Genomic DNA, 21,955 nt, shown 5'->3' with positions numbered 1-21,955 from the left:
TTTGCTTGCTGCTGTGAAGATTGCCATATACATTAGAGGGGCATTGTTTTCTTTTTAAAGGTCAAATCATTTGCCACATGAGCTTGGTAAATTTGAGCATGCCGCTCAGAGGTTAGATGTTATCAGGTTTGCGAGAGCGATAGCTTTATTGTCGCCATTAAAACGTCACCTGTTGCGGCTGATTGCGGTCTTTTTACATCAACACTCCCCAAAATTCCCCGGCTATAACGGCCCTTTAACGCCATGCGGCGTGATTGATTTTGAGCTTTCATATGAAACTCAAGAGGCTTGCGGCACCCTAAATATTGATATTGGCACTTTTAGTCAGGTTAAAAACCCTCAAATAGAGGGGATTTACAGTATGGGGAGTACGGCCAGTTTTGGTCAAAACCCTCAAAGTGATATCGATGTCTGGTTGGTTCATAGTGCCGAGCTAACTCAAAATGAATGCCAACTGCTTGCCGATAAAACTTTATTGCTCACTAGTTGGTTTGCTCAGTTTGATTTTGAGGTGAATTTTTATCTGGTTCATCCACAGCAGTTTATACAGGATCGCGAGCAGCAAACCGATTTATACAATTGCATGGGGCAAGAACACAGTGGCAGTGCGCAACATTGGTTATTGTTAGAAGAGTTTTATCGCAGCCAGTTCCGGCTTGCTGGTAAACCTATTGCTTGGTGGCCAAATGCAAAACCAAGCGCATCGTTCCTGTCGCTCGGCGACACTAATGCGCTGCCCGCGAGTGAATATTTTGGTGCTTCATTGTGGCAATTATATAAAGGGGTAGAAAAGCCCCATAAAGCGTTACTTAAAGTGCTATTGCTAGAGGCTTACGCCAGCGAGTATCCGCATACTCATTTGGTTAGTGATCGCATTTGGCAGCACACATTAGATGGTGACTTTTCCGCTGCAAATGATGCTTATTACTTACTTTATGAGTCGATAGAGGCTTATTTATTGAAACGCGGTGATGCTAGGCGACTTGAGATCACTCGGCGCTGCTTTTACCTAAAATGCGGCGTTAAATTGAGTCAGACAGATCAAGCTGTAGATTGGCGTTACTTTAAAATGCAAAAACTCGTTGCCGATTGGCATTGGTCTGACAGCTTACTGCGCACTTTAGATAATTGTGAAAACTGGCATTGTGGCCAGTTACAGTGGTTTAACGAGCAGCTCAATGAATTGATGTTGGGTAGCTATCGCACTTTGCTGCAATTTGCTTCGACTCATAAGTTGAGTGAAAGCCTACGGATCTCAGAACTTGGGCTGCTAACTCGAAAACTACATACCTATTTTAGTGAAGATGCACATCAAATAATGCGTTTGAATCCGCTATGGAGCCGCTCCATATTGGAGCCAAACTTATCAGTTATCTATAGCTCTACCGATCAGTATTATTATTTGTATCGCTGTAGTCCAAATCCAAGAAATTTTCTTGAGCATAGTGCGGTATTTCATTCCAAAAGTAAGGCGAAATTGTTGGTTTGGGCAAGCTTGAACGGCGTTGCTAATCAGCAAACACGCTGGCATGAAATAAGGCAAAGTAAACGTAAATCAAATTATTTAACTCAGGCCGCAAGTCGCCTAGATGGCTTAATTGTTAACGAGTCAATTAGGGTGTCTAAAATGGCACTTTATCAGCCTTGGCACTTCCGTAAGCTTGTATTCTTGCTTAATTTTAATAGCGATCCAACCGAGAGCTGGTCGGGGCAAGATATTATGGTTGATTACATGAATAGCAATGTATTCTCGATTGGACGCGGCTATTTGAATATGGTCGACTCGATAGATGTGATTAGCCTTAACAGTTGGGGCGAGTGGCATTGTAATCATTTTGAAGGTGAAAAAAGCATTTTAGATGCGCTGTCGTTTGTTACCCCAGGAATGAAACGGGCCAATAAAGCAGTGTCTGTTGATGTGATTAGCTGCTCATTAAAGTTACGCTCGCAAACTGAACGCACAGTTAAAGACTTACTTTACCGCGCTGTTCGCTTAAGTCGGCAGGCACAAAGTTCAACAACGCTGGCACATGCGCTACAAGTGGGCAAAGTTCGTTATGGTTTATTTTTCAATAATCGCGGTATGCATTACGAGAATTTAAGCGACGCAAAATCTTTCTATCAGCAGTTATCCCAGCGTAAATTATTAGAATTGCCCCGCCCGAGTTTAGGTGATGAGCCGTTTGCTAAACTACCTGCGGTTATTCAAGATTATGCTGCCAAAGGCGCAATTCAATATTTTCTGCGTCAGCGCAAGCAAGGTTTAGATGTTTTTATCTTAGATGAAGCCAATGAGCTGAATCATTATGTGCAAGAGGGGACGGACGTGAATGCGCTAGTTAATAAACTTAGCCACTACCATACTTTTGAAGATCCACAGCTGACTAAAGAAAACTTTAACTTGCCGCAGTTTTTTAAATTAGATCGAATTAAAGGTGTGTTGATTGCCGTGCCTTTTGGGGTGACACACGAGTCGAGTGAAGTCGATTTTTAATGTTGGCGTTATAACAAAGGGAAGCAGAGCTTCCCTTTGTACTGTTATTTAACAAGAGATTAGCGGTAATCGCTTGGTCGCTTTTAAATATCGAGTTTGTAGCCGCTTTGCTTAAAGATAGATTCAATGACAAATGGCATAAATTCATTGCCGTTGCGCTCATCCATCCACTTACCATCGACATAAGCAAAGTGGTAGCCACCAAACTGCGTTGCTAACCAAATCTCATGTAATGGCTCTTGCTTGTTCATTACGATTGTCGATGAACCGTTAAACTCTAATTGCAGCACATTGCCTGAACCATCAACATCAATATCTGCATCTTGCTCGTCAATGAGCACTTCTAATGCGTTATCAATAGTTTGAAATATTTCATCAACCAATTGATGAAATTCGAAATCTGTTAGAGCCATGCTAATTATTCCTCAGATTTAGTTAATACAATCATATTACCAATCGTCACGATGATTACCAATCACATTAATTTTGTGGTTAATGCTTTGCTAATCCAAAATGGAGGGTGTCATTATTAATAATGTAAGTATTTCAACAGCTTAAAAGGTTGCTGTGGCAGGGTGATGACTTAAAGCCCTACAGGGTTTAGTTGATTTATTTTGTATTAACCGCGTTTTTACCCTGCAAGTTGCGATTTAACCCAATTAACTTTGCTCGTTTAAGCTTAACAAGGCCGATATTAGTTGTAATAAAGCGGCTATATAAATGCGTTAGAGGGTTGACGCGTAGCGGGCTGTCTGCAAACATCAGGATTAACTATTTTCGCCGTATAGCAAGCCTTAGTGCTATTGCTCAAAGGGTCACCTGATGTTGAATAAAATGAGACTGTTTTTGCTAGTAGGGCTTGGTAGCCTAGTACTTTTAGGTTGTGGGCAAAAAAGTGCGTTATATCGAACGCCACCACAGGAAGTTAATCAGCAGGCAACTGATCAGCAGATGCCTGACGCAGAGCAAAAGCAAAGCGAACCGAGCAAAAAGGACTAAAGACGTTGGATCATTTTTTATATCAAGCAGATGAGCTTTATGCGGAGCAGTGCCAAGTTGCCGAACTCGCAAAACAGCATGGAACACCGCTGTATATATATTCTCGCGCGACATTAGAGCGCCATTGGCACGCTTTTGACAATGCCGTGAGTGATCATCCACATCTTATTTGTTATGCGGTAAAAGCTAACTCGAATATTGCGGTGCTGAATGTACTGGCACGTTTAGGCAGTGGTTTTGATATCGTTTCTGGCGGTGAGCTATCACGGGTGATAGAAGCCGGTGGCGATCCAGCTAAAGTGGTGTTTTCTGGTGTGGGTAAAACCGTTGCTGAAATGGAAATGGCACTGAACCTTGGTATTTATTGCTTTAACGTTGAGTCGGCTGCAGAGCTTGAGCAGCTAAACCAAGTTGCTTTGCGTCTTGGTAAGATTGCCCCAGTATCATTGCGCGTTAACCCTGACGTTGATGCCGGCACTCACCCTTATATCTCAACGGGTTTAAAAGAGAATAAGTTCGGTATCGCCATGGAAGAAGCCGAAACTATCTTTGCCCGAGCCCATGAATTAGCGGGCCTTGAGGTCAAAGGGGTGGATTGCCATATTGGATCGCAACTTACCGAGATTAAACCGTTTTTAGATGCTATGGATCGCATGTTGGCGCTAATTGATCGTCTTGGCGCGCAAGGTATCGAGATCAAACATTTCGATGTAGGTGGTGGACTGGGTGTGACTTACGAAGATGAAGTGCCACCTCAGCCTGATGTGTATGCGGCTGCATTACTCGATCGTTTAGGCGGTCGCGATCTTAAATTGATTTTTGAACCTGGTCGCGCGATTGCTGCTAACGCCGGGATCTTTGTTACTCAAGTGCTTTATCTTAAAGAAAACAGCGATAAGCGTTTTGCCTTGGTTGATGGTGCGATGAATGATTTGATCCGTCCATCTTTGTATAGCGCATGGCAAAAGATCATTCCGGTGCTCGAACGTGCTGGTGCAACCCATAGCTATGATGTGGTTGGCCCTGTTTGTGAAACCGGTGACTTTTTAGGTAAAGATCGCCAGTTGAATGTGCAAGCTGGTGATTATCTTGCGGTACGTTCATCAGGTGCATACGGCTTTACTATGGCGTCTAATTACAACTCTCGTCCACGAGCTGCCGAGCTGATGGTTGATGCAGATAACGCTTATGTCATTCGAGAGCGAGAAAAAGTCGCTCAGTTATGGCAAGGTGAGCAGATCCTACCGTAAACTAGAACAATACTTAAATAGCGGATCATTGATCCGCTATTGATACTTTTTAAGGATACCCACCTTGATCCAATTCACTAAGATGCATGGCTTAGGCAATGACTTTATGGTCGTGGATGGAGTGACACAGAATGTGTTTTTTTCACCTGATCAAATTAAGCGCCTAGCCGATCGGAATTTTGGCGTAGGATTCGATCAGTTGTTACTGGTTGAGCCGCCTTATGATCCCGATTTAGATTTTCATTATCGCATCTTTAATGCTGACGGTAGCGAAGTAGAGCAGTGCGGTAATGGCGCACGCTGTTTTGCTCGTTTTGTGCGTAATAAGGGCCTAACCCATAAGCACAAGATCCGAGTTAGCACTTCATCGGGTAAAATTACCTTACGCCTTGAGCGCGACGGCAAAGTTACTGTGAATATGGGGGTTCCCGTACTTGAGCCTAATAAGATCCCTTTTACTGCTAAAAAAGTAGAAAAAACTTATCTATTAATGGCATCAAGCGGCACTTATTTATGTGGCGCCGTTTCTATGGGTAACCCACATTGCGTGCTTGAAGTTGAAGATGCTGCTGCATCTGATGTTGATACGATCGGTGCGGATCTGACTAATCATGAGCGTTTCCCTAAAGGGGTTAACGTTGGCTTTATGCAAGTGGTCAACTCTGGTCATATTAAACTGCGGGTTTATGAGCGCGGCGCTGCTGAAACCCTTGCTTGTGGTACAGGTGCTTGTGCTGCTGTGGTTGTAGGTATTCAACAGGGGAAGCTAGATCGTAATGTGCAGGTTGATCTTCCTGGTGGCACGTTAATGATCAACTGGGAAGGTGAAGGTAAACCTTTGTGGATGACTGGCCCTGCTGAACACGTATACGACGGGCAGATCGCACAATGATCGATAATCCAAACTCTAACCTTCCTTTTGACGAGATCCTGATCCGCGAATATCTGCTCGATAACCCAGACTTTTTCAGTCGTTATCCAGAGCTGTTGCTGGCTATGCGTATTCCGCATGCGGAGCGTGGTGCTGTGTCACTGGTTGAACGCCAGCAAGAAAGCTTGCGTCAACGGGTGCGTCAATTAGAGGAAGAGATCACAGCACTCTTGGCTATGGCATCACGTAATGAGCAGATCTACATGTTTAACAGTGCATTATCTTTGCAGCTGCTAAAATGTGAAGATATGGGCGAATTACGTCAGGTGTTATCGACTGGTTTAAAAGAGCAGTTTAACTTTACCCATGTGAGGCTGATAACAGTGCACGATCTTGATAGCGAGCTATCAAAGATCTGGAGCAAGCGTCTTGATTCAGGCTATTACTTTGGTCGCTTAACGATCGAAGAATCGAAACGACTATTTGGCAGTGAAGTGGGTTCAGTTGCACTGTCTCGCTTATCACAAGATTGTGGTCAGGTGATCTTTGCGATCGCCAGCCAAGATCCAATGCATTTCCATCCAGAAATGGATCACTTGTTGCTGTCACAGTTAAAACAGTTTCTTGATCACCAGTTAACCAAAATCTAATCGCGAGGCTTTATGGCTGCTAATGCGCTGTCAGATAATAAAGGTTGGCTAGCTGACTTTGAACGATACTTGCGCACTGAACGCCAAGTATCGGCTTACACTGTGCGTAATTATCTGTTTGAACTCAATCGTGTTGAAAAGCTATTTGCTGACACAGAATCGTGGGGCGCGCAGCAACATGATTCTTTACAGGCATTGCTGGCTAAGTTGCACCGCAAAGGCTTAGGTCCACGCTCTCTGTCCTTGACGCTCTCATCGCTAAAACAGTTTTATGAATTTTTACTGCGCGAACAACATATCAAGTTAAACCCTGCGATAAATCTAACAGCTCCAAAACAAGGCAAGCCTTTGCCTAAGAACATGGACGTTGATTCAGTAGCCCATTTGCTAGAGATCGACGCCAATGATCCGCTGAGTTTTCGGGATAAAGCCATTATGGAACTGTTCTACTCTTCGGGTTTACGTTTAGCTGAACTGGCAGGCTTAAATGTGGCCGATATTCAGTTTTCAGAGGCGCAAGTTAAGGTGCTAGGTAAGGGCAGTAAAGAGCGTATCGTCCCGATAGGTAAATTAGCGCTACAAGCTATTAGCCAATGGTTGGATATCAAGCGTGATATTCCGTGCGAAGATGACGCCCTGTTTGTTACTGCTAAAGGCAAGCGTTTAGCTCATCGCAGTATTCAAGCGCGTTTAGCTAAGTGGGGCCAAGAGCAAGCGTTAGGCATTAAGGTGCATCCTCATAAGCTGCGGCACTCGTTTGCGACGCATATGCTTGAGTCCAGTGCCGATCTGCGCGCGGTGCAAGAGTTATTAGGTCACGCCAATTTATCGACCACACAGGTTTATACCAGTTTGGATTTTCAGCATCTGGCTAAGGTTTACGATGGTGCGCACCCAAGAGCGAAGAAAAGAGGTCAGTCTTAATGAATATCTTTATTCGGCCGCAAGCTTTTGAGGCCATAAGTTTTGATTTAGATGACACACTTTATGATAATCGACCGATTATTGTTGCGGCTGAAAAGGCGTTGCAGCAATTTCTCCACCCAAATTACCCTAAAGCAACTGCGTGGCAGTTTGATGATTGGCGCGCGTTAAAGTCACGTATGCTGCGCCAATCACCACAATTACGTCATGATACCAGTAAAGCAAGGTTGCAGATGTTAGAACTGGGATTAATTGAGCTTGGGTACGATACAGAAATCGCCAAAGCAGGTGCAAAAGCTGGGCTTGCACATTTTGCGCTGCATCGCAGTCATTTTAAGGTGTCTGCTGAAGTGCTCGGGCTATTAGCCCAACTTAAGCAAAAGTACCGCTTAGTTGGCATTACCAATGGCAATGTTGATTATCAACGCATTGGTTTAGGTGACGTGTTTGAGTTTGTACTGCATCCAGGTCTAGGTTATCCGCAAAAGCCTGCAGCAGACATGTTTGAGTTGGCTGCAAGCAAATTAGCTTTACCCTTAGATAAAATACTGCATGTCGGCGATAGCGCTAAAAGTGATGTCGATGGTGCAAGACTCGCGGGTTGCCAAGCTGTGTGGTTAAATCCAGGTTTTGGCGTAGCGCAGAAATCGTTACCTCAACAACAGCTGCCGCACATCGAAATTTCATCAATACTGCAGCTAAAACAGCTCTTATAGCTTTCCAATTATTTGAGTTATCTGAGTTATTTAAGCCATTAAAGGCTCACTGATGTGAGCCTTTTTACTTTCATAGCTTGGTCACTTTCTTTGATTAAGCTGTGAGTTCCAGTGCTTTTGGGAACAGAATATTGTTCTCAAGATAGATATGCTGTTTTAAGTCTGCTTCAAATTCTGCCAAGCTGGCATAGCAAACTCGCCAAGTAGTGCAAGCGTGCGCTGGTGGTTGAAAGTCATTTGTTAGCTCACGTATCTTTTCAAAGATCTGTAATGCATCATCATGCTCATGCAACATGGCATTGATCGGGTTACCAATGTGGCCAAAGCAATTTTGCATCTCAACTTGGTTGTGTAGGCCTAAAATTGCCGGAAACAGAATTTGCTCTTCTTTCATCAGGTGCGGCATTAAGTCTTCGACGAGTGCACGGATCCAGCCTGCCAAGGGTTTGATTTCAGCATGCTTCTCACCATGAGCGCGAACCATTTTTTGGCTGTACTCCACAAGTAAAGGCGCTTTATCTCTTACAAATGTATGGTGCGTTGCTTCAATATAGTTAAGTAAATCAGGCAGAGGCAGTTGATCTAAACCTTGCTGCTTATCGCCTTGGCTATCGAGTGCCATTAAGTCTTCAAGTAAGGCTGTTTCATCTGCATCGAAACGCTTAATTGCCCGTTCTAATGCAATCCCACCGCCACAACAAAAATCAATACCGTGTTGGCTAAAAAGATGTGCACTACGGAAGTCATTGGCAACTAATTCACCGACGCGACAGGCAAGCAGTTGCTCTTTTGCGTGCAGTGATTTTGGCTGAAATATATTTGGTTGAGACATTGGTATCTCCAAGGCAAGAGTGACGCTAAAATTTACATGTATATTATTTGCACCTTTTATGTGGTTCAATTATTACTTGAGTAAAATGCTCGGGTAATCACACTTTTCGCTGTAAATTAACTCGATAGAGGTAGGGGGGAAGGGGGAAATTGGTTGCTATAGGTGCGGGCTCATCGATGTTTTGAAACTTTTTTATACAGAGAGCGGATTAAGGTTTGTAAACGCATAGTGTTTTAATTTTGATTAATTTAAACTAGCCAACATCAAAGTGATGCGAGTGCGTAATAAAGTCAGTCATGTACGTTATTAAAAATAAAGGTAATGCTGCGGCCTAATGTCGAGCTTATCGCGTTTTATCCGAGCAATATTCATCACCTCTCCAGCTAAGTTGGGGCGGATGTTGTTGATCGTGATTTTAACGATGCAATCTATGGTGACGATGGCTGATGACTGCAGTTCGGCCCACGATGATTGTGGCAGTGACGCAAGCTATATTGTTGAGCAAATAAATAGCGCCGACAAGCAACCACAATGTGATGACCTTGAAACTGCAAGTCATGTAGAAGATGACTGCGCTGAATGCAGTAATAACTGCTGCTCATGTTGTATGACCTTGATGCAGCCTATCACAGCGTTAAAGTCCGTGACCGCAAGCCCGGATAGTCATATTTTTGTGTTTAATTTTACCTCTGTAGAATCCCCTTATTTCGCTTTTCTGCGCCCCCCTAAAGCCTTAATCGTTTAATCAAAATTTTATTATGTTAGCGAGCTTAAATCGTTCGCTAAAGATCTGTTGCTGCACCTATTGGGTTTAGTTATTAACAGGTCTGATATTTTGTATTAAATCGAGGCTTATTCTCTGATGTTTTATAATACTTATGCTGGCAACGACGCCTTAAAAATGGCGATGCGTTGTCTTTGGCGAGGGCTGTTTAGCACTCTCGTTATCATTACTCTGTTATTTGCAGTGCCCTTGCTCGCCAAGGCTGAAACGCACACAGGTACGCTGTCGTTAACCACGGTTATTGAACGAGTGCGGCAGCAACACCCTTCTCTAAAGGTTTTTAAGTTTAGACAGCAAGCGCTTGATGGCGCAGCGCAAACTCAAGCTTTATCTCCGGGTTTTGAAATCGGCTTTGATGCTGACAATATTGTGGGAAGCGGCGAGTTTCAAGGTATCGACAGTGCAGAGTTTAGCGTGTCTTTATCATCGGTGATTGAGCTCGGTGATAAACTGGATGCCCGTGGCGGTATTGTCAGTGAACAGCGTGCGATATTGGAGGCTGAGCAAAAAATTGCCGCTTTAAACGTACTCGCAGAAGCAACTCGCCGTTATATCGATGTATTAGCGGCGCAGTCTCAACTAGAGCTTGCCATTGATTCATTACAACTTGCCGAAGAGACGCAAACGGTTGTGGCAAAGCGCGCTCAAGCGGGGGTAACTCCAGACGCGGAAGTCAAACGTGCTCAAGCGGCGGTGTTTAATGCAAAACTGGTTGCCGAAACTCAACTGCAACAGCTCGATTACGCTAAATTAGCTTTAAGCATGATGTGGGGCGAATCTCAGGTCGGCTTTGATTCGTTGCAAGGCAACTTGTTTGCCTTTAGTGATGATGTCGCGCTCGAACCACTATTCGAGAAGGTAAAGTACAGCCCCGCTATCACTGCTTATTTAACTCAAGCACAACTCAAAGAGGCTGAACTGCGTTTTGCCAAAACCCAGTCGAGCACTGATATTAGCTGGTCGGTTGGCGTTAAACAGTTTCAACAAACTAATGATATGGCGTTGACCGCTGGCTTCAGTATGCCGCTGTTTAATGCTGAGCGAAATACTGGCGAAATCCTTTCTGCTCAAGCCGCAAAAGAGCAAGTGCTTGCTAACCGAGAAGTCGCTTTATTAGAGCTTTATGGCCAGTTATATCGTGCCTATGCCAGCCGTAAACAGGCGATGGTGACGGTCAACCGTTTACAAGCCAGTGTTATTCCTACCTTAACTTTAGCCCTTGAAGACACCAAACGAGCTTATGAGCAAGGCTTATATAGCTACCTTGATTATTTAACTGCACGTGAAGAATTACTCTTTTCTCGCCGAGCACTGATTGATGCCGCGGCCTCAGCGCTGCGTTATGGCGTCGATATTGAGCAGTTGATTGCCGAGCCATTACCTGCTTCTCAACATACTTTCTTCAATGACTTTTCCGATCTAGCAGACTTTTCTAATGCAGCTAAAGGACACACAAAATGAGCGCTAACACATTAACTAAACTTTCTCTCGTTCATCTTGCTGTGACTGCGGTTATTACAGCTTGTATGCTTGTGACACCAGTGCATGCTTCTGATGACCACGCCCATGAGCTTGAATATCAACATCAAGCAGAGCGTCATGACGAACATGGTCATGATAAGCATGACGATGAGCATGGACATAAGGGGGAACATGGTCATGATAAACATAATGATGGTCATCAAGACGAACATGATGGTCACGGTGATGAGCATGGCGATGAACACGGTCACGATGAGCATGAAGAAGGCAAAGTCCACATTACTGCAGAGCAGATGCAGCGCTCTGGTATAGCGACTCAATTAGCCCAAGCTGGGGATATTAAACAAACTGTTACCGTATATGGCCGAGCAATCTTGCCAGAAGCAGCCAGCAGCCAAGTCAAAGCTCGCTTTGCTGGTTTAATTACGCAAATAAAAGTTAACGTAGGCGATAGGGTCAAAGCGGGGCAAATCATCGCTGAAGTTGAGTCTAATTCAAGCTTAAAGCGTTACGCAATTAAAGCGCCTATCTCCGGAGTGGTGGTTGAACGTAATGCCAACGCTGGCGAGATGGCAGCAGATAATGTGCTGCTAAGCATTATTGATGACAGCAAACTGTGGGCTGAATATCAAATCTTTCCTGCACAAATGCGCAGTGTTGCGGTTGGTCAGGAGTTACTGATCTCAGGCACACAGCAACAAGCAGAATCTAACATCAAGTACCTATTGAGTGCACCCAAAGGTGAGCTATACCAGCTTGCACGTGCACCGCTTGATAATACTAACGGCCAATGGCCGCTGGGTAGTTTAGTCTCAGGTTATGTCACTCTGAGTAAACAAGCCGTTGGTTTGATGATTGATAACCTAGCGGTGCAAGAAATGGAAGGTCAGCAAGTGGTGTTTGTGCGCACTGCAGAAGGTTTTGAAAAACGTGTGGTTGAGTTAGGACTGCGTGATAGCCAAATGACAGAGGTATTGTCTGGGCTAAGTGCTGGCGAAGAATATGCGGTGCAAAAGAGCTTTTTGTTAAAAGCGGATCTTGAGAAATCAAGCGCTGGTCACGTTCACTAAAGGAGACGACAATGATTGAATCTATATTGCGTCTCTCGATTGATAGACGCTGGATGATGATGTTCTTTGCGATGCTGCTTGTTGCAGTAGGCTTGTGGAGCTATCAAAAACTACCTATTGATGCTGTACCCGATATTACCAATGTGCAGGTACAAATTAGTACTCGTGCAGAAGGTTACTCACCGCAGGAAACCGAGCAGCGAATTACCTATCCGATCGAAAATGCTTTGATGGGGATCCCTAAGCTCTCTTATACCCGCTCACTATCGCGCTATGGTTTATCGCAAGTGACAGTGGTATTTGATGAAGGTACAGATCTGTACTTTGCCCGTAACTTGATCAATGAGCGTTTAAATGCGATCAAGGGCAAGTTACCCAGTGATATTGAGCCGGAGATGGGACCGATCTCCACTGGTCTCGGTGAGATCTACATGTACACCATTGAAGCGTTGCCTGATGCCAAACAAGCAGATGGCAGCGAGTTTGATGCCACCGCGCTTAGAGAGATCCAAGACTGGATCATTAAGCCGCAGTTAGCTCAAGTGCTGGGTGTTACTGAGGTTAATACCATTGGCGGTTACGATAAGGAATACCATATCACGCCATTCCCAACGAGCATGCTGCAATACGGTGTGTCTTTGGTTGATATCAAGCAGTCATTGCAAAGCAGTAACAATAACCGCGGCGCAGGCTTTATTGAACGTGAGGGGCAGCAGTTAACAGTTCGCTCGGCTGCGCAGCTAAAAACCATTAGTGATATTGAGCAAGTGGTTATTAAGCATATCGATGGTGCGCCAATTTTTATAGCTGATGTAGCAGAAGTGGGTATTGGTAAAGCACTGCGTACCGGCGCGGCAACTCGTGACGGTAAAGAAACCGTACTTGGTAGCGCAATGATGCTGGTGGGTGAAAACTCACGTGAGGTATCACTCGCTGTGGCGGCAAAGCTTGAAGATATCAAAGCATCGCTACCAGATGGCATAAAAGTAGAAGCGGTTTACGATCGCACCACTTTGGTCGATAAAGCCATTTATACGGTACAGAAAAACCTAGTTGAAGGCGCGCTGCTAGTTATTGTGGTGCTGTTTATTCTGCTGGGTAATGCAAGAGCTGCATTAATCACTGCTGCGGTTATTCCGTTAGCGATGCTCGCTACTATGACAGGTATGGTGCAAGCTGGCGTATCGGCTAACCTTATGAGCTTAGGTGCGCTCGATTTTGGTTTGATTGTCGATGGCGCAGTGATCATAGTTGAAAACGCAATCCGCAGACTCGGCCATGCACAGGCGCAAAATGGTGGTCAGGTACTGGGGCGTAAGCAGCGTTTGCAGGTGGTGTTTGCTGCCACTAATGAAGTGATCCGCCCAAGCTTATTTGGCGTGCTGATCATCACTGTGGTCTACATTCCACTGTTTAGCTTAACGGGTGTTGAAGGCAAGATGTTCCACCCAATGGCGGCAACCGTGGTGATGGCATTGCTAGCTGCGCTAGTGCTATCTTTAACGCTAGTGCCTGCCGCTGTAGCACTGTTTATGACGGGTAAAGTGACTGAGAAAGAGAGCCGCGTTATTACCGCCACTAAATCAGTTTATAAGCCGTTACTTATTGCGGCGATGAAACTGCGTTGGTTGGTACTTGGGGCAGCAATGGCGTTAGTGGGCTTCTCTATCTGGTTGGCAACAACCTTGGGCTCTGAGTTTATCCCGCAGCTTAATGAAGAAGATATCTTGCTGCAGGCGATCCGTATTCCGGGCACAGGGCTAGAGCAGTCGGTGGATATGCAGATGCAGTTAGAAGATCGCATTAAGCACTTCCCACAGGTGTTAAATGTGTTCTCTAAGATCGGTACGCCAGAAGTGGCTAACGATCCTATGCCGCCAAATATTGCCGATACTTTTATTATGCTTAAGCCGCGTAATGAGTGGCCTAACCCTAAGATGAGTCATGACGCTTTAGCTGCGGATATTGTTGACGCTGTATCTGGGCAACCGGGTAATAACTTTGAGCTGACACAGCCAATTGAGATGCGCTTTAATGAATTGATCTCTGGTGTGCGCGCCGATCTGGGGATTAAGGTAGTGGGTGATGATCTCGATCAGCTATTAGCTTCAGCTAACGCGATCCATGAAGTGCTAGAAAAGATCGATGGTGTGGCGGATCTGCAAGTTGAGCAAGTCACTGGTTTACCTATGCTCACGATCCAACCTGATCGTATGGCATTGGCTCGCTTCGGGTTAACAGTGGATCAGTTACAAGACTTTGTCGCAACGGCAATCGGTGGCGAGCAAGCTGGTACTATCTTTGAGGGCGATCGCCGCTTTAAAATGGTGGTGCGTTTACCTGAAGCGATCCGCCAAGATGTAGAGCGCTTGCATGAGCTACCTATCGTGTTGCCATCAGGGCAGTATGTGCCGTTATCTGAGGTGGCGACGCTAGACATCGCACCATCGCCTAATCAGATCGGTCGTGAAAACGGTAAGCGCCGCATTTTGGTTACTGCTAACGTGCGTGGTCGCGATTTAGGTACTTTTGTTAGTGAGGCTAAACAGCAAATTGTTACAGAGGTAGATATTCCGGCGGGTTATTGGCTTGAATATGGCGGTACCTTTGAGCAATTAGAATCGGCAACTCAGCGCCTATCGATTGTGGTGCCATTAACACTGGCGCTCATTCTAGGTTTGCTAGTCATGGCCTTTAGCTCGGTGAAAGATGCGCTAATCATCTTTACTGGTATTCCACTGGCTTTAACTGGTGGAGTGATTTCGCTGTGGCTGCGGGATATGCCATTGTCGATTTCAGCAGGCGTAGGTTTTATTGCGCTCTCAGGTGTGGCAGTGCTGAATGGCTTAGTGTTGCTGAGCTTTATTCGTCAGCTTTATCAAGAGAAAGGCGAGTTGATGAGCGCAATTATCGATGGCGCGATGATCAGATTACGTCCTGTATTGATGACAGCCTTAGTAGCAGGTCTAGGCTTTGTGCCTATGGCTCTGAATATAGGCACTGGTGCAGAAGTGCAGCGCCCAATTGCAACTGTAGTGATTGGCGGCATTATCTCATCGACGCTATTAACCCTGTTCGTGCTGCCGATTTTGTATCGTATGGCGCACCAGCGTGGTGAGAGTAAACAGAAAGTGACTGATGAGGCGACAATCTAATACCTCAGTCTTATCGCTAAAGAGCGGCACGAATTGCTGGCCGCTCTAGCTTAGCTTGGATGTGATGATAAAACTTGCTGCGACAGCTAGCTTACTCGTTGTAGCGAGTTCAATCCGACAGTAAAACAAAAGCCCTGCATCTGCAGGGCTTTTTATGACTTGCTATCATCTAAGTTATAGATGTCGTACCAAAAGCTTATTTGCTTTGGGTCATCAGCCAGTTGCTAAGTAAGCGTACACCGTGACCTGTGCCGCCTGCTGGAGTCACACCCACATCTTTTGCCGCTAATGCACTACCAGCAATATCTAAATGCGCCCACTTAGTATCACCAGTGAACTGTTGTAAGAATACCGCAGCTGTAGTAGCCCCCGGGCCGCCAAAGCCGGCGTTCTTTAGATCTGCAATTGGGCTTTTTAGTAAGTCATCGTAGGCAAGTGGCAAGCGCCATAGTTTTTCATCAACCGCTTTGCCTGAGAAAGTGAGTTCATCGACTAGAGTATCATCTTCACTAAATACCGCTGTGTAGCGTTTACCGAGTGCACGCACCTTAGAGCCGGTAAGTGTTGCAACATCAACCATCACTTGTGGCTTATAGTATTCACGGGCATACCACATGCCATCGGCTAAGATTAAACGGCCTTCAGCGTCAGTATTAAGCACTTCAACGCTTAAGCCTTCAGCAGTCATCAATACATCGCCTGGAGCGAGTGCGGTTTCAGATACCATGTTGGCTGCCATTGGCATTACAGCGACCACGTTTACATCAGCTTTTTGCAGCGCCATAGCCTTAACTGCACCTAGCACTGCAGCCGCACCAGCCATATCTGACTTCATACGCGAGATAGAGTCGCCAGATGCCTTAATGTTGTAACCACCAGAGTCGAACGTGATGCCTTTACCGACAAGCGCGATAGGCGCATCGTCATTGCCTTCCCAGTGGGCAACTACGAGGCGAGAGCCTTCTAGAGAACCACGGCCAACCGCATGCAGTGCACCCATACCTAGTTTGGCGATTTTCTTAGGCTCAAGAATGGTAATTTTAACGCCGAGCTTTTTAAGCTCCTTTGCCGCATTGGCAAAGTCTACCGGTGTCATCTCAGTTGGTGTTTCAGAGGTTAAATCGCGGGCTAAGAATACACCTTGCTCAATCGCTGCTAGCTGAGTGTAGAGCTTGTCAGTGTCTTGCGCTTCGTCGACAGCGATGATGTAGTTCTTTTCGGTAGGCTTTTTCTCTGAAAAGTATTTATCGAACTTGTAAGCGCGCAGGTTAATGCCGTGAGCAAGCTCTGCTGCGAAGCTGGCGTTGCTGGTGGCATCGCTAATGCCATCGGTTAATACTTGAATGTCTTTGACTTCAATACCGTTGAAATGAGCTGTGATTTCCGCACCGAGCTTATTCACTTCACCTGGAGTCAGCTCTGCTTGCTCACCCACGCCGATAACCACAAGGCGCTTAGCATCAATACCTGTAGGCATTAAAATCTCTACGATTTGTTTCTTTTCGCCAGTGAACTCTTGCAAGGCTAGCGCATTGCTAATTTGCTGCTTTGATTGTTTGTCTAGCTTGTTAAGCGCGCTTGATGCTTGTTCGCCCGCTTGGAAGACCACTAAGGTGTCGATGTTGTTAGCTTGCTTTTCGACAAAATCAAATGTCTCAGCATTTGCAGAGAAGCTGGTTAATAGACCTAGGCTTAATGCACTGCTTAGTAGGGTTTTCTTAGTTAGCATAATGTCCTCTATCGGGATTTAGTTCTGCGGTCATGTTTGCAAATATGCCGCAGCTTTAATTGTTGTAATGATACTGATTCTTCAATCTGCACTTTGGCCGTGCTCATGCTTTGTTGAGTCGCGGCGGGTGGTGAAATTTATCACTTTTCGAGTTAACAACTAAGTTAAAACTTGTTAGAAATTGTCACATGGTTTGCGAGTCTACAAGGTGAAAATTAGCCGAAGCTGAAAGCGTTGCATGGTTTGAGGTTTATTTGCTTGATTTACAAATGGAATGAATGTGATTTTTGATAGAGGCAATAGAGATAGCGGAGTACATATGGGGGTACATATAAAAGCAAAACGGGCTCTCAATTACTTGAGAGCCCGTTTTAATACAGCAAGTTAAGACGTTAGTCTTAGTTCATGCCGTAGAGTACGACGGGCTGTTTTGAGTGGTTTTTAATTGTCTTTTGTCGCGATATTTTTTCTTATTTATCAATAGCTAAAGCTGATTTCGTGTCTTCATTGGTATTGGTGGGTTTTGGTTCCTATGGTTACATGGGGGTACATATGGGGGTACATGGAATTGGCCGTATTCCCACCCAAATGAGCCGAAATATCATGCTGTACGAAACGAGTTTGCGGGCACTAAATGGCAAGCATCAACCTCAATCTATCGAGCTTGCCGATGGTAAAGGTTTAGGTGTGCGAGTGTCTAAACTAGGGAAGATTCGTTTCCAGTACCGTTACAAAATCAATGGCAAAAATAAGCGCATGGATATTGGCGCTTACCCAGATTTATCACTCAGGCATGCTAGGGATGTTGCTGATGAGTGCCGCTCTTGGTTGGCTGAAGGCCATGACCCTAAAATAAAGCGCTGCATGGGTAGAGAGAAAACGCTAACGCCAGTGACCGTTAAGCAAGCGCTAGAGTATTGGATTGAGAATTACGCTAGAGATAATCGCGCTAATGTCGACAGAAATATCGCCCAATTTGAAAAGCACATTTATCCCTATATTGGCCACTTCCCATTAGAGCAGACAGAGACTCGCCACTGGATTGATTGTTTTGACCGTATTCGACGTGGCATTGCTGGTAGACAAAAGCCCGCGCCTGTCGCTGCTGGGCAAATTCTACAAAATGCCAAACAAGCATTACGCTTTTGTCGAGTAAGGCGCTATGCCATTAGTCGTGAACTGGATGATTTGATTGCTAGCGATGTGGGTAAAAAGCAAAGGAAGAAAGATCGAGTGCTGACCGATGTTGAGTTGTACGACTTGATGAGCTCAATTGCAAACCGTAAAGGCACCTTTTATATGCGCTACCTATGTCGTTTACTCATTATTTTTGGGGCTCGCACACAAGAGCTAAGGTTATCGACTTTTGATGAATGGGACTTAGAGCTAAATCTATGGACAGTGCCTAAAGCGCATAGCAAGACCAATACGGTAATTGTTAGGCCTATTCCCGCTAAAGTTAAGCCAATTATCGAGTTTTTATATAAACGCCATGGTGATACGGGTTATCTGCTTGGCGAGCTTAAAAGTGGTGAGTCCGTTAGCGGTGCGGGTAGCTTAATCCACAAACGCCTTAAGCATAAAGAGTCTTGGTCATTGCATGATTTACGAAGAACCTTCACGACCAAACTGAACGATTTGAGTGTAGCGCCCTACGTGGTTGAACAGCTACTAGGTCACTCTCTAGGCGGGGTGATGTCTATCTATAATCGCAGCCAATATCTACCAGAAAAATTAGCAGCACTTAATATGTGGTGCGAGTGGTTAGAGCTGTTGGTCAATCCTGCTGATAATGTCGTACTCATTGGCTCTGCAAGGTACGGCTAGGGCTTCACTTTCCAAGCTAACTCTCTTCTGCTGCGTCATCTCCTCTCTGCATTGTGTGAACCAGATAACAAAACGCTGTTTTCACTGGTTTTTATAGGTCTCTGTTTATATTTATTATTTACTACTTATCCACACTGATGAGGATTTTACGCCCCCTCTAGCTATTGGGTAGGCTTGTTCCTTATGCTTATATTCGCTCATATTTAGGTTGTTGGGGTAAGTGATTTACCCCCTGTAATATCAGCTGGATAATCATGCTACACGAAACACATTTGCGCTCCATGAATGGAAAGTCTCAAGCGGTGATTAAAGAGAAAAGTGACGGACAAGGGCTAGGTGTTCGAGTCTCTAAACAAGGGCGTATACGATTCCAGTTTCGCTATAAAATTAAAGGTAAGAATAAGCGTATAGATTTAGGTTATTACCCTGATTTGTCCCTCAAACAAGCTAGGGATGAAAGAGATAAATGCAGAGCTTGGTTAGCTGGTGGTCATGACCCTAAAGTTGCGCGTGAAATGGCGAGAGATAAAACGCTAGAGCCTGTGACGGTTAAAGACGCTTTGGAGTATTGGATTGAAAAATATGCGCGAGTGAAGAGAGTGAGCTTTAAGAAAACACAATCTCAATTTAACAAGCATATTTACCCTTACATAGGTCATTACCCTTTAGAACAAACCCAAATAACCCATTGGCTTGAGTGTTTTGATCGTATTAGCGTTGGCATTGAAGGTGTGCAAAAGCCTGCAGCTGTTGCTGCGGGGCAAATATTGCAAGCCTGCAAACAAGCATTAAAGTTCTGTCGAGTTCGAGGATATGCAATCACTCATGCATTGGATGACCTTGTGGTGGGGGATGTAGGTAAAAAAGCAGCAATAAAAGATAGGGTGCTTTCATATAGTGAACTGAAGGATATATTGCAGTGGAGTCATGGGCGCAAAGGCTCCTTCTATATGCGCTACCTGTGCTTGTTGTTAATCGTATTTGGTGCACGCACGCAGGAGGTTAGGCTCTCAACTATCGATGAATGGGATTTAGGTAATGACTTATGGACTGTACCAAAACAGCACAGTAAAACGGGCTTAGTGATTGTTAGGCCGATACCGCAGCAAATAAAGCCTGTTATTGCGTTACTGATTAAGCGCAATACCAAACAAGGCTATCTATTAGGTGAGTTGAGAGAAGATGTCAGCGTAAGTGGTTCAGGCGGTAAGATTTGTAATAAGTTAAAACACAGGGAGCGATGGACACTGCATGACATAAGAAGCACTTTTTCAACCATCCTAAATGACCTTGAGGTCGACTCACGAGTAGTGGATAAGTTGATAGGCCATGTGATTAAGGGCTCAGAGAGGCATTACAACCACAGCAAATACCTTAAGCAATCGGCAGCGGCACTGGATATGTGGTGTGAGTGGTTAGATAGACTGGCAAATCCCATTGATAACGTGGTGGAGATAGATTTCGTAAAGGCGTGCTAAGCGGTTAGGATTAGTCACTTGGGCGTGGTGACTAATCATTAACACTTATTCAAGAGTTCAATTTAGATACTAAGTTAAAGATCACCTTTAACTCTTTAGGTGTTTATTAACGGCAAACTCTGCAAAATAAAGAGGGATGACTAGGTTAACTTGCTCGGTAGCTGGTGAGCCCTGAGTCCCTGTTAGCTTAATCGTTTTATGCGGCTGACATTTGCCAATATAGGACTCCAGTGACCTCGCTCTAGTGCGTTTACCGCTTTTAACCTCAATAGGCACAATGCGGCCTTCATCATCAGCGATAATAAACTCTATTTCAGCTCGTGCATCACCCCATGAATATGTTGGGTCGATACCTTGGGCTGCAAACTCTTGTTGAACAAAGTTTTCAGCAACATAGCCCTTATACTCATAGCCTTGTTGCTTCACTTCTTTATAGCTAACGCCAAGCATGTGATTGAGTAGCCCGACATCAAACATAAATAGTTTGAGCATATTTTCTTTTTTATAAGCAGCTAACGGACTTTTAGGTGCGCCCTCTATAGGGTAGTTTTTCAATACTAATCGGCATTTATCTAACCAAGTAATGGCACTTTCTAGTTCACCATAGCGAGATTTTCGCTCATGAACGCCTTTAAACTTAAAGCGTTTCACAGATTCGTCTATTACAGCAGATAACTGAGAAGGCACATTATTAAATACCGCCTCAATGAGTCCTGTATCAACTTTGCCTGAGTACTTGCCAAAGTCTCGTTGATAGCCCGAAATCAAATCGGCTTGGATATCTGTCACCGCCTCAACACGCTTCAAAATACTATTGTCAGCCATCGTAAACCAAGTGCTAACAGCCTCAGGCATACCGCCAGTGAAATAGTAGTCGGTGAGTTTGTCGAAGAGTTTAGTGTGGGCGACCGATGTACTCGCTTGTGCTTCAAACGCTTTAATCAGTGGTGCTTCATTAGAAGCGATTAAGAACTCATGAAAAGTGAGTGGTCGAAGGTTATGTTGCTCAACTTTACCCACGGGGAAAGTATTAAGTAAGCCGATATTTGAGCCACTAGCAGCAACGAACATATGCGATGCTTTTTCAGCAAAGTATTTTAGCGCTGTAACGGCGCGAGGACATTCGCCGATTTCATCTAAAATTAGCAAGTGGGTTTCTGGGTTGAAAGTCTCACCAGTTAGTAACTCAATATTTGAAATAACGTCGCTAGGGCTAAGTGATTCAGCAAAAGCCTCAGCCATCTCTGGCGACTCAAGAAAATCAATGCGTAAAACCTGTTCAAACGTTTCGCCTAACAGAGTTTGCAGCAGATAAGTTTTACCTGTTTGGCGAGCACCATCAATCAATAAGGGTTTACGCTCACTCTTGCCTTTCCACTGTAGTAGTTTATCGAGTAGTAACCTTTGCATGACCATTATTCCAATATCAAAGCGTATTCCAATTACACTTTAATGCGCATTAAAATGCAAGTTTTCACACTTTTATGCGCATAAAAGTGTGTTTTAGTGATTTTTTTAGCGCTTAAAAGTGCGGCGGTTATGGAGGTGGGTATGGGTATAGATCATTTGAGTCAAATAAGGCGATAGAGTTATAAGGGCTCGTCGCGTTGGTCGTATATGTGAGACTGACAATTTCAGCTAACCGTCAAACAACTAAGCAAGCTTGATTGCTCCACCAGCAACAACACCGTAGA

Annotated in this window: 17 protein-coding genes; 13 read left to right on the top strand and 4 right to left on the bottom strand. The window is 44.7% G+C overall.

Annotated features, from left to right (window positions below; genetic code table 11):
* Positions 1–70: 70 nt before the first annotated feature.
* A complete protein-coding gene (locus MSG37_RS20070) occupies positions 71–2,494 on the top strand; it encodes a class I adenylate cyclase (RefSeq protein ID WP_248472467.1) in 2,424 nt (807 codons plus the stop codon).
* A gap of 83 nt (positions 2,495–2,577) precedes the next feature.
* Here MSG37_RS20070 and cyaY read toward each other — a convergent pair whose 3' ends face one another.
* Positions 2,578–2,907, bottom strand: coding sequence for an iron donor protein CyaY (cyaY, locus tag MSG37_RS20065; RefSeq protein WP_028767903.1), 330 nt, complete (start codon positions 2,905–2,907; stop codon positions 2,578–2,580).
* A gap of 409 nt (positions 2,908–3,316) precedes the next feature.
* Between cyaY and MSG37_RS20060 the strand changes: the two genes are divergently transcribed.
* From MSG37_RS20060 to MSG37_RS20035, 6 genes are all read left to right on the top strand, one after another.
* Positions 3,317–3,493 (top strand): lipoprotein, encoded by a 177-nt coding sequence (locus tag MSG37_RS20060; RefSeq protein WP_248472466.1) that lies wholly within the window; start codon positions 3,317–3,319, stop codon positions 3,491–3,493.
* A 5-nt stretch (positions 3,494–3,498) separates the two neighbouring features.
* Positions 3,499–4,743: a diaminopimelate decarboxylase gene (gene lysA / locus MSG37_RS20055; protein WP_248472464.1), complete on the top strand. Its 1,245-nt coding sequence runs from the start codon at positions 3,499–3,501 to the stop codon at positions 4,741–4,743.
* 64 nt (positions 4,744–4,807) lie between these two features.
* The gene (gene dapF, locus MSG37_RS20050; protein ID WP_248472463.1) at positions 4,808–5,635 is read left to right on the top strand and encodes a diaminopimelate epimerase; all 828 of its coding nucleotides are present in this window, start codon (positions 4,808–4,810) and stop codon (positions 5,633–5,635) included.
* Complete coding sequence (locus MSG37_RS20045) at positions 5,632–6,264, top strand: DUF484 family protein (protein ID WP_248472461.1); 633 nt, start codon at positions 5,632–5,634, stop codon at positions 6,262–6,264. Before dapF ends, MSG37_RS20045 begins: the two co-directional genes overlap by 4 nt.
* A gap of 12 nt (positions 6,265–6,276) precedes the next feature.
* Positions 6,277–7,188: a tyrosine recombinase XerC gene (gene xerC / locus MSG37_RS20040; RefSeq protein WP_248472459.1), complete on the top strand. Its 912-nt coding sequence runs from the start codon at positions 6,277–6,279 to the stop codon at positions 7,186–7,188.
* Positions 7,188–7,904 (top strand): HAD-IA family hydrolase, encoded by a 717-nt coding sequence (locus MSG37_RS20035; protein ID WP_248472457.1) that lies wholly within the window; start codon positions 7,188–7,190, stop codon positions 7,902–7,904. The genes xerC and MSG37_RS20035 overlap by 1 nt, the downstream gene beginning before the upstream one ends.
* 94 nt (positions 7,905–7,998) lie before the next feature.
* Here the strand turns inward: MSG37_RS20035 and ric are convergent, their stop codons facing one another.
* Positions 7,999–8,736, bottom strand: a complete 738-nt coding sequence (gene ric / locus MSG37_RS20030) for an iron-sulfur cluster repair di-iron protein (protein ID WP_248472455.1) — start codon at positions 8,734–8,736, stop codon at positions 7,999–8,001.
* A 334-nt stretch (positions 8,737–9,070) separates the two neighbouring features.
* On the opposite strand from ric, the gene MSG37_RS20025 reads away from it, so the two are divergent.
* The 4 genes from MSG37_RS20025 (at position 9,071) to MSG37_RS20010 (ending at position 15,227) form a co-directional block, all read left to right on the top strand.
* Entirely contained in the window at positions 9,071–9,481 is a 411-nt protein-coding gene (locus MSG37_RS20025) for a hypothetical protein (protein ID WP_248472453.1), read from the top strand.
* Positions 9,482–9,598: 117 nt separating this feature from the next.
* Positions 9,599–10,981: a TolC family protein gene (locus MSG37_RS20020; RefSeq protein WP_248472452.1), complete on the top strand. Its 1,383-nt coding sequence runs from the start codon at positions 9,599–9,601 to the stop codon at positions 10,979–10,981.
* Positions 10,978–12,072 (top strand): HlyD family efflux transporter periplasmic adaptor subunit, encoded by a 1,095-nt coding sequence (locus tag MSG37_RS20015; protein WP_248472450.1) that lies wholly within the window; start codon positions 10,978–10,980, stop codon positions 12,070–12,072. Before MSG37_RS20020 ends, MSG37_RS20015 begins: the two co-directional genes overlap by 4 nt.
* Before the next feature lie 11 nt (positions 12,073–12,083).
* On the top strand, positions 12,084–15,227 hold the full coding sequence (locus tag MSG37_RS20010; RefSeq protein WP_248472448.1) for a CusA/CzcA family heavy metal efflux RND transporter: 3,144 nt from the start codon (positions 12,084–12,086) through the stop codon (positions 15,225–15,227).
* 196 nt (positions 15,228–15,423) lie between these two features.
* Here MSG37_RS20010 and MSG37_RS20005 read toward each other — a convergent pair whose 3' ends face one another.
* Complete coding sequence (locus MSG37_RS20005) at positions 15,424–16,956, bottom strand: leucyl aminopeptidase (RefSeq protein WP_248472446.1); 1,533 nt, start codon at positions 16,954–16,956, stop codon at positions 15,424–15,426.
* Positions 16,957–17,454: 498 nt separating this feature from the next.
* Here MSG37_RS20005 and MSG37_RS20000 point away from each other — a divergent pair, with 498 nt between their 5' ends.
* Both MSG37_RS20000 and MSG37_RS19995 read left to right on the top strand, forming a co-directional pair.
* A complete protein-coding gene (locus tag MSG37_RS20000) occupies positions 17,455–18,783 on the top strand; it encodes a site-specific integrase (RefSeq protein WP_248472444.1) in 1,329 nt (442 codons plus the stop codon).
* A 254-nt stretch (positions 18,784–19,037) separates the two neighbouring features.
* Complete coding sequence (locus tag MSG37_RS19995) at positions 19,038–20,261, top strand: integrase arm-type DNA-binding domain-containing protein (RefSeq protein WP_248472443.1); 1,224 nt, start codon at positions 19,038–19,040, stop codon at positions 20,259–20,261.
* An 87-nt stretch (positions 20,262–20,348) separates the two neighbouring features.
* Here MSG37_RS19995 and MSG37_RS19990 read toward each other — a convergent pair whose 3' ends face one another.
* On the bottom strand, positions 20,349–21,671 hold the full coding sequence (locus MSG37_RS19990; RefSeq protein WP_248472441.1) for an AAA family ATPase: 1,323 nt from the start codon (positions 21,669–21,671) through the stop codon (positions 20,349–20,351).
* Between the last annotated feature and the right edge of the window lie 284 nt (positions 21,672–21,955).

It is taken from the genome of Shewanella sp. 1CM18E, assembly GCF_023161665.1.
Lineage (GTDB): Bacteria > Pseudomonadota > Gammaproteobacteria > Enterobacterales > Shewanellaceae > Shewanella.
This window is presented reverse-complemented; position numbering and strand designations above follow the sequence as displayed.